General features: G+C 62.5%; 7 protein-coding genes. 5 read left to right on the top strand and 2 right to left on the bottom strand.

The window, feature by feature from the left end:
* Positions 1-234, top strand: a 234-nt coding sequence (locus tag FBX97_RS00005; protein WP_141828222.1) for a TonB-dependent receptor, incomplete at its 5' end; no start/stop codon positions are given.
* Between the two features lie 435 nt (positions 235-669).
* Complete coding sequence (locus FBX97_RS00010; protein WP_141828223.1) at positions 670-3,621, top strand: TonB-dependent receptor; 2,952 nt, start codon at positions 670-672, stop codon at positions 3,619-3,621.
* A gap of 66 nt (positions 3,622-3,687) precedes the next feature.
* Here the strand turns inward: FBX97_RS00010 and FBX97_RS00015 are convergent, their stop codons facing one another.
* Positions 3,688-4,416: a 16S rRNA (uracil(1498)-N(3))-methyltransferase gene (locus FBX97_RS00015; protein ID WP_141828224.1), complete on the bottom strand. Its 729-nt coding sequence runs from the start codon at positions 4,414-4,416 to the stop codon at positions 3,688-3,690.
* Between the two features lie 122 nt (positions 4,417-4,538).
* Here FBX97_RS00015 and tkt point away from each other — a divergent pair, with 122 nt between their 5' ends.
* The 3 genes from tkt to FBX97_RS00030 all read left to right on the top strand — a co-directional run bounded on the left by tkt (position 4,539) and on the right by FBX97_RS00030 (position 10,760).
* Complete coding sequence (gene tkt, locus FBX97_RS00020) at positions 4,539-6,533, top strand: transketolase (RefSeq protein ID WP_370457104.1); 1,995 nt, start codon at positions 4,539-4,541, stop codon at positions 6,531-6,533.
* Positions 6,534-6,636: 103 nt separating this feature from the next.
* Positions 6,637-7,647 carry a type I glyceraldehyde-3-phosphate dehydrogenase gene (gene gap / locus FBX97_RS00025; RefSeq protein WP_141828225.1) on the top strand — a complete coding sequence of 337 codons (1,011 nt, stop codon included), beginning with the start codon at positions 6,637-6,639 and terminating at the stop codon, positions 7,645-7,647.
* Positions 7,648-7,901: 254 nt separating this feature from the next.
* Complete coding sequence (locus tag FBX97_RS00030; protein ID WP_185748405.1) at positions 7,902-10,760, top strand: TonB-dependent receptor domain-containing protein; 2,859 nt, start codon at positions 7,902-7,904, stop codon at positions 10,758-10,760.
* A 98-nt stretch (positions 10,761-10,858) separates the two neighbouring features.
* Here FBX97_RS00030 and FBX97_RS00035 read toward each other — a convergent pair whose 3' ends face one another.
* Positions 10,859-13,732 (bottom strand): TonB-dependent receptor, encoded by a 2,874-nt coding sequence (locus tag FBX97_RS00035; protein WP_185748406.1) that lies wholly within the window; start codon positions 13,730-13,732, stop codon positions 10,859-10,861.
* Between the last annotated feature and the right edge of the window lie 187 nt (positions 13,733-13,919).

Consider the following 13,919-nt stretch of genomic DNA (forward strand, 5'->3'; position numbering starts at 1 on the left):
CCTGACTTCTACTGCCACGTTGCGTCGTTCACCACGACCAACCTGAACGTGCAGTACAAGCTGAGCCCGAACCTGACGCTGCGCGGCGCGATCCTGAACCTGTTCGACAAGCAGCCGCCGATCGACGTCGGTACCTACGGCAACTCGGGTACCCAGACCTCGTACAACGCTTCGCTGCACCAGGCAGGCGCTGTCGGCCGCTTCTACAGCCTGGGCCTGAGCTACACGTTCTAAGCCCTCCACTGCACGACATCCGTCGGCATCCAAGACCCCGGTGCGAACTCCGATTCGTACCGGGGTTTTTTTCATCTCTACCGTTGTATTCAACCAACATTACAAAAAAAGACATTTTGTCGTTATTGGTGGCCATGCGCCGGCTTTGTGCATTGAATACGACCGATGTCCCATCTCGGCGCATCGAACTCCTCATTGCCCAGTCAAATGCGTAATGACATCGCAGCCGGCGCTCGGTATGACCGTACGGAAAGTGCACAGTGACAGTGCATATGCCTTTTCAAGGCCTGTCTTTGATACTTTGACACTTGATATAAAGATATGTTTTTATATTGTAAATATTTCCTGAGAAAAAATTTGCGGTCTGAATGAAGGAAATATTGTTCAAGAAGGCAGTCCATAAAAATCCATGCCGTCATCGATATAGGACATCAAATGCTCAAGAAAACCGCGCTAGGACACGCACTTACCCTCGCATTCAGCGCTTCCATCGCCACGTTCGGTGCACAGGCGTTTGCACAAAGCGCCGTGGGCGGCATCAACGGCAATGCCGCCGCCGGCTCCACGGTGACGATCGAAAACCCCTCGATCGGCGTGACGCGCACCATCAGCGTCGAGCGGACGGGGCGCTTCCAACTGTCCCAACTGCCACCCGGTATGTACACTGTGCGCATCAAAAAGCCGGACGGAAGTACACAGGAAAACCAGGTGGTCGTAACCGCGGGACAGAATGCCAATGCCGACCCCGCGGCCATGACGCAGTCCGTGGTCGTGACCGGTCGCGTGTCGCGCATCGATGTCAAGTCACCCGAATCGAGCCTGACCTTGAACGAAGCCGCGATCGACCGCATTCCGGTAGCGCGCGACGTGACGGCCGTGGCCCTGCTGGCGCCGGGCGCGACCCGCGGCGACAGCCGGATCGGCTCGACCACGCTACGTACCGGTAACGTGCCATCGCTGGGCGGTGCCTCGCCGGCCGAGAACGTGTATTACATCAACGGTTTCAACGTCACCAACAACCTGAACGGGGTTGCCTTCAACCAGGTACCGTTCGAGGCGATCGCCCAGCAGCAGGTCAAGACTGGCGGCTATGGTCCGGAATACGGCCGTTCTCTGGGCGGTGTGCTGGCCGTGACCACCAAGCGCGGCACCAACGAATGGCATGGCGGCGTCAACGCGATCTACTCCCCGAAATCGCTGGCCGGCAGTGAACTGTATGCGGAAAAGAGCGCATCGACCGGCCGCTGGAACTTGAACGAGCGCGATGGTGGGACCGACGACCTGCAGGCAAACATCTGGGCCGGTGGTCCGCTGATCAAGGACAAGCTGTTCCTGTTCGCCTTGGTGCAGGGTGCCGACATCGAGCGCACCACCTTTTCCGAGAGCCGCGAAGAGATCGTAAAAACGAACACGCCGCGCTACCTGGTCAAGGCCGACTGGAATATCAACGACAAGAACCTGCTCGAACTGACCGCGTTCAGCGACAAGAGCAAGGACAAGGTCCACAAATATGTCTCGTCGATTCCCTACACCCCATCGCGCGGCGACGACCTCGGCGTCGATACCTACACCACGGGTGGCGAGAACTACATCGCCAAGTACACGTCCTGGATCACCGACGACTTCACCATCTCCGCACTGGCCGGCCTGGGCCGATACAACCGCAAGTCGGACATTGCGTCGGCAGCCTGTCCCCTCATCCAGGATAAACGGACGGATACGACGATAACCTACGGCTGCTCGACTGCGACCCGGATCACCGACCCGAATGCGAACGACGAGCGCAAGGCCTACCGTATCGATGCCGAATGGAACCTGGGTAGCCATACCCTGCGTTTCGGTGCGGACAACGAGAAATACAAGGTGGTCGACGGCACCTTCTACCCGGGCGGCGAATATTACGAGCTCCTCACGCTGAGCCCTGGCGGCGAACTGTCGAATCACTACGTTAACAACACCGGGGCGCCTATCAATTACATGTCGGTCCGCCACTTCGAGAACGGCGGCAAGTTCACTACCAAAAACTCGGCCTTCTACATCGAAGACCAGTGGCAGGTAACCAAGAACGTGGTCCTGAACCTGGGCGTGCGCAGCGAGTCCTTCGAGAACCTGAACGCCGACGAGAAGACCTTCATCAAGGTCGACAACACCATTGCCCCGCGCCTGGGCGCCGTGTGGGACGTGTATGGCAACGCCACGACCAAGGTATTCGGCAACATCGGCCGTTACTACATTCCGGTGATGTCGAACACGAACGTGCGCCTGGCCGGTGCCGAACTGGATTACACCGACTATTACGTCTTCAACGGTGCCATCGGCACCGATAAATTCCAGCTGCCCGGCAAGGGTGCGCAGTTGGGCAATCGCCTCGAGGTGTCGAATGGCCAGGCCGGCGATCCGCGTTCCGTGGTTGACCCGAACATCAAGCCGATGTACCAGGACGAATACATCCTCGGCCTGGAGCAGGCGCTCAACAACCGCTGGTCGGTGGGCGTGAAAGCGACCTACCGCAAGCTGCAGTCGGTCATGGACGACATGTGCAACGACGAAGGCGCATATAACTGGGCGATCGCCAACGGCTTCGACGATGACCGCGCATCGACCGTGGCAGGCGCCATCGGCCACTGCTTCCTGTACAACCCGGGCAAGAACCTGACCGCCAACATCGACTTCGGTGACGGCAAGGGATTGACCGCGGTTACCATCCCGGCATCCGCACTGGGCTTCCCGAAACCACAGCGCATCTACAAGGCACTGGAATTCACCTTCAACCGTGCATGGGACGGCGTGTGGTCACTGCAGGGGTCCTATGTGCTGGCCTATAACAAGGGCAATACCGAAGGTTACGTGAAGTCGGATATCGGCCAGGACGACGCCGGCATTTCGCAGGACTGGGACTACCCCGGCCTGATGGAAGGTGCCTATGGCTACCTGCCGAACGATCGCCGCCATACGCTGAAGATGTGGGGTTCCTACCAGGTCAGCCCTGAATGGCGCGTGGGTGCGAACACCATCATCCAGAGTGGCCGTCCACGTAACTGCCTGGGCTATTACACCGGCGATCTGGACACCGTGTCGGTCGCGTACGGTGCTGCCTCGTTCTATTGCAACGGGACGCTCCACCCGCGCGGTTCGTTCGGCCGCCTGCCATGGACCAAGGAAGTGGGCCTGCAAGTGGCGTACATGCCGAAATGGGTGAAAGGCCTGACTTTCCAGCTCGACGTGCTCAACCTTTTCAACAACCGCGAGGTGACGTCCGTGGACGAGGAAGGCGAGACCTCGGCGCCCAGCGAAAACGGGCCGAGCTCCCCGAGCAGGAGCTACCTGAAGCCGTTGTCGCTGCAGAGCCCGCGTACTTTCCGCTTCATGGCACAGTACGAGTTCTGATCGTAGCGATCGCCGAGCAACGCAATGCCGCCTGCGGGCGGCATTTTTGATGGGTCTGTCTATATATTAGATCCCACCCCAGCCGGCCGCCAGGATCGCCAGCGCCGCCAGTCCGGCGGTCTCGGTCCGCAGCACCCGCGGGCCCATCGACAGGGGCAGGGCGCCGGCAGCGATCGCCGCATCTTCCTCCTCGGCGCTGAACCCGCCTTCAGGGCCGACCAGCAGGCAGACGGCGCGCGGCGGCGTGGCACGGGTCCACTGCGCCAGCGAGGCATCCGCGCGCGGGCTGAGCAGGATGCGCACGGCGTCGCCGGCCGGCTGCGCGATCCAGCGGTTGAATTCCTGCAGCGGCGCCACCTCGGCCAGGCGGTTGCGCCCGCATTGTTCGGACGCGCTGACGACCACGGCCTGCCAGTGCGCCAGCCGTTTATCCGCGCGCTCGCCGGCCAGCTTGACCACCGAACGGCGCGCCGCCAGCGGCTGGACCGCGGTGACGCCCAGCTCGACCGCCTTTTCCACGATCCAGTCCATCTTGCTGCCCTCGGGCAGGCCCTGGGCCAGCGTCACGCCGAACGGCAGTTCGGCGTCGAGCGCTTCGTGCGCGATCACCTCGGCGCTGGCGCGGCGCTTGCCGACCTCGAGCAGGCGCGCCCGCACCTGGCCGCCTTCGCCGTTGAACAGCACCAGCTCGTCGCCGGGCTGCTGGCGCACGACGTGCAGGTGATGGGCGACGGTTTCCGGCAAGTCGACGGTGGTGCCGGCCAGAAGCGGCTGGGGGCAATAAAAACGTGGCATGAATGACCAGATGGACTGTTGGGAGGCCGCCATTTTAAAGCGATGGCAGCATGCTCTGGTAGAATATCCGGTTAACGCAGCCCGCTCTGCCTCAGCTTCCAATCCTCAGACTCACCACATCCATGAAACCTCTGCAAACCACCACCCTGATGGCCAACGCGATCCGCGCGCTGGCGATGGACGCCGTCCAGAAAGCGAATTCCGGCCACCCGGGCATGCCGATGGGCATGGCCGAGATCGCCGTTGCGCTGTGGGACGGCCACTATCGCCACAATCCGGCCAATCCGGGCTGGATGAACCGCGACCGCTTCCTGCTGTCGAACGGCCACGGCTCGATGCTGCACTACGCGCTGCTGCACCTGTCGGGCTATGACCTGTCGATGGACGACATCCGCAACTTCCGCCAGCTGCACTCCAAGACCCCGGGCCACCCGGAAGTGCACATCACGCCGGGCGTGGAAACCACCACCGGTCCGCTGGGCCAGGGTATCGCCAACTCGGTCGGCATGGCGCTGGCCGAGTGGCTGCTGGCCAAGGAATTCAATCGTCCGGGCTTCGACGTGGTCGACCACCACACCTACGCCTTCGTCGGCGACGGCTGCCTGATGGAAGGCATCTCGCACGAAGTGGCGTCGCTGGCCGGCACCCTGCGCCTGAACAAGCTGGTCTGGCTGTATGACGACAACGGCATCTCGATCGACGGCAAGGTGGAAGGCTGGTTCACCGACGACACCCCGAAGCGCTTCGCCGCCTACGGCTGGAACGTGATCCCCGACGTCGACGGCCACAGCGTCGAAGCGGTCGACGCCGCGATCGCGCAAGCGAAAACCTCGGACCGTCCGACCCTGATCTGCTGCAAGACCATCATCGGCAAGGGTTCGCCGAACCTGCAGGGCGGCGACAAGGTGCACGGCGCGGCGCTGGGCGAGAAGGAAGTCGCGGCGGTGCGCGAGCACCTGATCTGGGATGCGATCCCGTTCGACATCCCGGCCCCGATCTACGAAGCCTGGGACCAGAAGCAGAAGGGCGCCGCCGTCGAGGCCGAATGGAACGAACTGTTCGCCGGCTACCGCGCGCAGTTCCCGGAACTGGCCGCCGAACTCGAACGCCGCATGAAGGGCGAGCTGCCGGGCAACTTCGAAGCGACCCTGGCCGCCGCCATCGCCTCGACCATCGAGAAGAAGGAAAACATCGCCACCCGCAAGGCCAGCCAGAACGCGATCCAGGCACTGGCCCCGATCCTGCCGGAATTCCTGGGCGGCTCGGCCGACCTGACCGGCTCGAACCTGACCAACTGGAAGGAATCGATCCCGGTCCGTTCCGGCACCCCGGGCAACCACATCAACTACGGCGTGCGCGAGTTCGGCATGGCCGCCATGATGAACGGCATCGCCCTGCACGGCGGCTACATCCCGTTCGGCGCGACCTTCCTGACCTTCTCGGACTACAGCCGCAATGCGCTGCGCATGGCCGCGCTGATGAAGATCCGCTCGCTGTTCGTGTTCACCCATGACTCGATCGGCCTGGGCGAAGACGGCCCGACCCACCAGTCGATCGAGCACGTTTCGTCGCTGCGCCTGATCCCGAACCTGGACAACTGGCGTCCGTGCGACACCACCGAATCGCTGGTGGCCTGGGCCGAGTCGGTCAAGCGCACCGACGGTCCGTCGACCCTGATCTTCTCGCGCCAGAACCTGCCGTTCCAGGAACGCGACGCCGTCACCGTGGCGAACATCGCCAAGGGCGGCTATGTGCTGCGCGACGCGGCGAATCCGCGCGCGGTGCTGATCGCGACCGGTTCGGAAATCGAACTGGCGGTCAAGGCGGCCGACACCCTGGCCGGCCAGGGCATCGCGGTGCGCGTGGTGTCGATGCCGTCGACCGACGTGTTTGAGCGCCAGGACGCCGCCTATAAAGCGCAGGTGCTGGGCAAGGGCATCCCGCGGGTGGCGATCGAAGCCGGCGTGACCGACTTCTGGTACAAGTACGTCGGTCTCGAAGGCGCCGTGGTCGGCATCGACACCTTCGGCGAATCGGCCCCGGCCCCGGTGCTGTTCAAGCACTTCGGCTTCACCGTCGAGAACGTGGTGGGCAAGGTCAAGTCGGTCATGCATTAATCAGGTGGACTCCGCTGCACGGGACAGGAGACGGTTCCGTGCGGCAGGTTTTTCGCGCTATGCTCGCGTGATAACAGAATTTCTTTCAATCAGGAGTGTATAAATGACGATCAAGGTAGCAATCAACGGTTATGGCCGCATCGGCCGCAATGTCCTGCGTGCTTTCTACGAAGGCGGCAAGAAGCAGGACATCCAGATCGTGGCGATCAACGACCTCGGCAACTCGGAGTCGAACGCCCACCTGACCCGTTACGACACCACCCACGGCAAGTTCCCCGGCACCGTCGAAGTCGATGGCGACTACATGATCGTCAACGGCGACCGCATCCGCGTGTTCGCGCAGCGCAACCCGGCCGAAATCGGCTGGGGCGAGCTGGGCGTGGACGTGGTGCTGGAGTGCACCGGCTTCTTCACCACCAAGGAAAAAGCCTCGGCCCACCTGAAGGGCGGCGCCAAGAAAGTCATCATCTCGGCACCGGGCGGCAAGGACGTCGACGCCACCATCGTCTACGGCGTCAACCACGACGTGCTGAAAGCGTCGGACACCGTGATCTCGAACGCATCCTGCACCACCAACTGCCTGGCCCCGCTGGTCAAGCCGCTGAACGACGCCATCGGCCTGGAAAACGGCCTGATGACCACCGTCCACGCCTACACCAACGACCAGGTGCTGACCGACGTGATGCACGAAGACCTGCGCCGCGCCCGTTCGGCCACGCACTCGATGATCCCGACCAAGACCGGCGCCGCCGCCGCGGTCGGCCTGGTGCTGCCGGAACTGAACGGCAAGCTGGACGGCTACGCGATCCGCGTGCCGACCATCAACGTGTCGATCGTCGACCTGTCCTTCATCGCCAAGCGCGACACCACCGTCGAAGAAATCAACAGCCTGATGAAGGCAGCTGCCGAAGGCCCGCTGGCCGGCATCCTGACCTACAACAGCGCACCGCTGGTCTCGGTCGACTACAACCACAACCCGGCATCGTCGAACTTCGATTCGACCCTGACCAAGGTGTCGGGCCGCCTGGTGAAGGTGTCGTCGTGGTACGACAACGAGTGGGGCTTCAGCAACCGCATGCTGGACACCACCGTGGCGCTGATGAACGCTAAATAAAGTTTGTTCGCGGCCTGACGGCCGAAGCTGACGTTGTTTGCACCCCTGGATCGGGAAACTGGTCCAGGGGTGTTTGTTTTTGAACAGTACGATTATTGCGATATAAAAAACGTCTAAAAAAAACAACGAATATGTACGTCAGATTACAGATTCAGGAAAAATAGCTACAAAAATACAATTGCCTCGGTGACACTCGTTCATGCGTATTGATGCGATACGCATACATAAAAAATCACGATATACCGAGAGAAAACTTGAACAAGCAACTTATTCTGAAACGCAGTGTCGTCGCCGTCGCGCTCACGCTCGGGGGTACGTCGATCACTTTCGCCCAGACAGGCAGCAACAGCGACGGTAGCGGCGCCACGACCGGCCAGGCCCAGACCCAGGCTCAGGGCCAAGCCCAGGCCCCGCAGCGTGTGTACGTCACCGGCTCGAACATCAAGCGCACCGACCTGGAAACCGCATCCCCGGTAACCATCATGCGCCGCGAAGACATCGAACAGACCGGCGCCAGCACGGTGCGCGGTGTGCTCGAGAGCATGACCTCGTTCGACAGCAGCACGCTGCGCGACAATGGCAACTCGAGCAGCTTCGCAAGCGGCGCCTCCGGCGCCTCGATCCACGGCCTGGGCAAGGCTGCGACCCTGGTGCTGGTGAACAACCGCCGCATTTCGAACTATGCGTTTGCCGATGGCGGCCAGCAGGTGTTCACCAACGTCGACGCGATCCCGGCCGACTCCCTCGAGCGCATCGATACCGTGGCCGACGGCGCTTCGGCACTGTACGGTTCCGACGCCATGGCCGGCGTCATCAACTTCGTCACCCGCCGCCAGTTCGAAGGCGTGAAAGTGCGCGCCGACGTCACCCGCCCGCAAGGCGCGAGCTATGGCGGCGAAAACACCGCGTCCATCCTCCTGGGCAAGGGCAATTTCGACCGCGACGGCTACAACGTCTACGTCAACGTCGAAGGCTACCGCCGCTTCGGCTACATGCTGTCCGACGTGATCGGTGACTACCCGGCGTGGCACAAGCAGTACTACAGCCCGGCGTTCGGCGATCCGAGCCTGTATTCCTTCCCCGGCAACCTGAACGAAGCAGCCAGGACGGGCACGGGTGCGCATCCAGCCATCCGCCAGGCGGTCGCGGGTTGCCCGGCGACCCGGCGCAACGCATCCGGCCTGTGCACCAGCGACATCAACTTCATCAACCAGTATTCCGACCCGGCGGAGCGCGTCAACCTGTACAGCCAGGGCCGTTTCAAGGTGTCGAACACGACGACCGCCTTCGCCGAAGTGTCGTACTCGACCACCAAGACGATCTATCAGGGGCTGCCGTATGCCAACACTGCCGGTTCGGCCAGCAACTGGTTCGACGGTAACACCAAGACCTCGCAGTCGGTGCCGAAGCCCAAGCTGGCAGTCGGCAACCCGGCCAACCCGTTCCCGTATGAAGTCGGCATCGATTACCGCTTCATGGACAACCTGGACATGTGGTCGAGCCCGACCAAGGCGACCCAGTACCGGGTGATGACCGGCCTGGAAGGACAGCTTGCCAACGGCTGGGACTGGAAGACCGCGATCGGCCGCGTCGGCGGCGACGCCAAGGCGCGCGGCCGCGGCCCCGACCGCGACGCCATGCCGGCTGCCGTGCACAGCGGCGAATACGTGATCGGCGGCCCCAACTCGCAAGAGCTGCTGGATCGCATGTTCCCCGAAATCGGCACCAACGCCAAGCTGTCGCAGGACTGGATCGACGCCCAAGTCAGCGGCGAGACGCCGATCCAGCTGGGCGGCGGCGCGCTGTCGTTCGCGGTGGGCGGCGAAGTGCGTCACGAGAAGATGTTCATCCGCTCCACCGACAACGTGGTCGAGGCCCGCATCATCGGCCGCGGCTCGCTGTGGATCGACGGCGAACGCAACATGAGCGCCCTGTACGGCGAATTGAATGCGCCGTTCACCAAGAAGCTGGAAGCGAACGCCGCGCTGCGCGTCGACAAGAACGAAGGTTTCGATGCCCACGTGTCGCCGAAACTCGGCCTGGTCTACAAGGCGATCCCGGAAGTGATGTTCCGCACGACCTTCGCCGGCGGCTTCCGTGCGCCGAACATTCCGGAAACCCTGGGCAAGGTCGGCCTGACCGGCTTCTTCAACAGCACCCTGGATCCGAAGCGCTGCGCTACGGCGACCGGCATCCGCGACATCCTGAAGAACGGCAATGCCACCGACAAGAGCGATGCCACTCTCGCCTACAACTCGGGTTGCCTGACGTCGGTGCCGGTGATGATTTCGTCGAATGCGAACCTGAAGCCGGAAACCTCGCGCAGCGCCACCTTCGGCATCGTGCTCGATCCGCTCAAGAACCTGAACATGACGATCGACTACTGGCACCTGGAACGCCGCAACGAGATCAGCTACCGCGATCCGTCCTATGTGCTGGCGCGCGAAGACAATGCAGACTACAGGGACTACATCGCGCGTAACGCGGTCAGCGAGCAGGACGTCCGTCTGGCTGCCCGTGCCAACCAGCTGTCGCCGGGCGCCAACCTGGCCTTCACCAGCGGTACTATCCAGTCGCTGCTGCTGAATTACGAGAACTTCGGCAAGACCCAGACTTCGGGCGTCGACATCGATGTCAAGTCGCGCTTCCGCCTGGGCGAACACGGTACGCTGAACCTGGGCCTCATGAACACGGTCGCCCTGACCTACAAGCTGTGGGACATCGACGCCAACAGCTATCGTCCGAACCAGGTCGGCAATCGCACTGTCCCGCGCCTGAAGACGGTGCTGAGCGCAAGCTGGAACAAGGGCAACCTGACCTCGACCATCCGCGTCAACCGTACTTCGGCCATGGCGCTGAACTATGACGAGACCGACCAGGCGACCTGGAACACGACGGGCTGCCAGACGCGCATCAAGCCGACCGGCGATCTGCCGTGCTGGCAGCCTGCGTCCCTGCGTACCGACCTGAACTTCTCGTACACCGGCTTCCGCAACCTGCGCCTGGCGCTGGACATCCGCAACGCCTTCTACGATTCGGCACCGGTCGATCTGCGCGGCGGCTATACGCTGCGTCCGCGCCAGTTCAAGGGTACCGCGGAGTACACGTTCTGATGGGAAGACAGGTTCTAAGCAGTAAAGCGTTGATCCTGAAATAAAAAACCCGCCGGTGCAAACCGGCGGGTTTTTATTTATTGCTGACTACGCCTTAATCAACGGAACTTGTATTCCGCGGTCAGGCGCAGGCTGCGGCCCTGCACGTCGGTGATGCTCTGCGGGATCACGCCGCCGCCATCGCTCGAGAACGCACGCAGGTCGACCGGCGGACGATGGTCGAAGATGTTGCGCACGAAGGCCGACAGGGTCCAGCCCTTGAAGCCGCGGTAGCTCACGTTGTAGTCCCAACGCACGTAGGACGCCTTGCGGCACTCCGATGCGCTCCAGCCGGCGTCGGCACAGCCGGCGATGGTGTAGCTGTCATCGTAGTAGTCGCCCTGCAGCGAGGTCGATTTCTCGAAATTCGCGCGGATCGAGTGCGTGAAGCCGCGGTTTTCCAGGCTGACGGTGGTGTTGGCCACGATCCTCGGCGCGTCGTAGCGGCCGGCCAGGTTGTCGCCATACGAGCCCAGCGTCGAGCTGTAGTAGCGCAGGTCCATCAGGTAGGTGGCGTTGGCATCCACGGTCATGCGGCCGATCGGGGTGCCGAAGCGCGCGCTGCCGGTCAGGTCGAAGCCGCTGGTCTTGGTCTTCGACACGTTCTCGAACATGCCCGAGGTGCCCAGCAGTGCCGGCGTCGTGACGCCATACTTGGCTTGTTCGGCCGCGGTGAAGGTCTTGTCGTTGGCCAGGGTGCCGCGCTCGATCACGCCAGGCGCCTGGTCGGCTTCCGCCGCCAGCAGTTCGGCGGTGCTCTTCAGGCCGATCTCGTCCTTGCGTTCGATATGCCAGTAGTCGAGCGAGAAGCTGTAGCCCTTGACCGGTTCGACCACGAAGCCGAGGGTGGCGCTGCGCGAGGTTTCCGGCTTCAGGTCCGGATTGTTGCGCACGTTGCTGAACACACCGGTGGCGCACTCGTTACCCTGGACCGTGTCGGCGCGAGCCAGCAGGGTTTGCTTGGCCGGATCGCTGTCCGGCAGGGAGGCGGCCTGGGCCTGCAGGTCGCGTTGCAGCGCGCGTGCCGCAGGGCAGCGCTTCGGATCGACCACGCCGTTGTCGAACGCGAACTTGCTCGACTGTGCGCTCTCGGTCAGGTTCGGCGCGCGGAAGCCGGACTCGATGGTACCGCGCAGCATGAACTCCTTGTTGGCGGCGTAGCGGAAGGCCAGCTTCGGCGAGACGTGGGCATCGAAGTGCTCGTACTTGTCGACGCGGGCGGCGCCGTTCAGTTCGAGCTTCTCGGTGACCGGCACGTTGATCTCGGCGTAGGCGGCGCCGGTGGCGCGCTTGGCGTTGGCGCTGGCCGAACCGTTGCCGACGATGTCGCCGTTCAGCAGGTTGGCACTCGGGCTGATGTTGAACTTCTCGTGGCGCAGTTCGCCACCGATCGCCATGCCGACCGAACGGCCGCCGATCTGGGCGATTTCGCCGCTGATCTTGCCGTCGATGAAGTACTGGGTGATCTTGCCGTCATAGCCGTATTCCGGGAACAGGGTGTTCAGCACCTGGGCGGAATTCTGCTGGCCGATCTTGTAGTCGTGGTTGAAGAAGTTCGGATCGAGCGGATTGTAGTTCTCGTCGAACTGGGTGTAGTCACCGATGACTTGCTTGAAGCCGCTGGCGCTGAACGTGCCGCGCTGCTTCATCTTGGTCTTGCTGCCCATGGCGCCGACTGCGGTTTCCCAGTCGTACTTGCCCCAGCTGCCGCGCAGGCCGGTCAGTACGCGGTACTGGTCGCTCTTGACGCTGCTGTTGCTGCCGGCATCGGCGAAGCGATAGCGGAAGTCGGCCTGCTCGCCGGTCGGGTTGATCGGGCTGTTGGCCGCCAGCGGCAGGTAGGTGAAGACCTGGCGCTGACCGGTGGCCGGGTTGCCCCAGATGGAATCCGACACGGTGGCGCCGTAGGTCGGGAAAGCGCTCATGTAGTCGGTTTCGGTGTGCGAATAGAGCACTTCGGCGAAGGCGTCGACGTTTTCGTTGATGCGCAGCTTGCCCGATACCAGCGCGTTGGCGCGCTTGGCTTCCGGCACGGCCTGGAAGCGCGAAAAGCGGTCGTACTGGCACAGGCGCGAGACGACGGTGGTGCAACCGGTGACCGCGCCACCGGCGCCGGTGTCGAAACCGAGGATGTTGCCCGGATAGCTGTACGACGACGGTGCGCCGCGGTCGCCGAACAGCTTGCCGCTGCCCGGGGCGACGGCGCTGAACTTCTCGCCGTAGGCCGGGTTGATGTCGTTCACGACCTGGCGCCAGTTGACGTCGTCGCGCTGGTACAGCTCGACGTTGGCCAGGACGTTGTAGCCGTCCTGGGCAAAGTTACCGAAGCCGCCGGTGATGCTGGCGTTGCGGCTCTTGAATTCGCTGTTCTTGAGGGACTGGTTCTGGGTGGCCTTGATCTGGATGCCCTGATAGTCGCTGCGGGTGATGATGTTGATCACGCCGGCGACGGCGTCGGAGCCGTACACGGCCGAGCCGCCGTTGCGCAGCACTTCGACGCGCTCGATCGCGTCCATCGGCAGCGAGTCGAGGTTGGTGAAGACTTCGTTGTAGTCGGCCAGCGCGTACGGTGCCACGCGGCGCGAGTTCAGCAGGATCAGGGTCGACTGCTTGCCCAGGTTGCGCAGCGATGCGGACGAGGCGCCGCCGGCGAACGAGTTGCTGCCGCCGATGTCGGTCAGGCTGCTGGAAGCCGAAGTCAGGGTTTGCAGCAGTTCGGTCACGGTGTTGGCACCGGTGCGCACGATGTCTTCGCGCTTCATGATCGTCACCGGCGTGGAGGTTTCCGCATCGATGTGAGCGATGTTCGAGCCCGTCACCACGACCTTTTGGATCGGTTTGTCGGTCTCAACCTGTTGAGCGAATGCCACAGGAGAGTAAGCCAGGGCCAGGGCGACCGCCAGCGTGCTTTTTTTATACAGGGTTGGATGCACCACAAATCTCCGAATGTAAAGATGAGTCATCTGGACAGGGGTCTGTCCAAAATAGCTCAGGCGCATAATCTGACCGCACAATTTATTACAGTCAAGTTACAAAGCTTTACGTAGCACAGATACAACACATTTAGCCATGTAGATATGGTGGGGGAGTATCTAGCAGTTTTTGAAGGTGAAAAACGTG

The organism is Herbaspirillum sp. SJZ107, from assembly GCF_006715485.1.
Classification (GTDB): Bacteria; Pseudomonadota; Gammaproteobacteria; order Burkholderiales; family Burkholderiaceae_D; genus Telluria.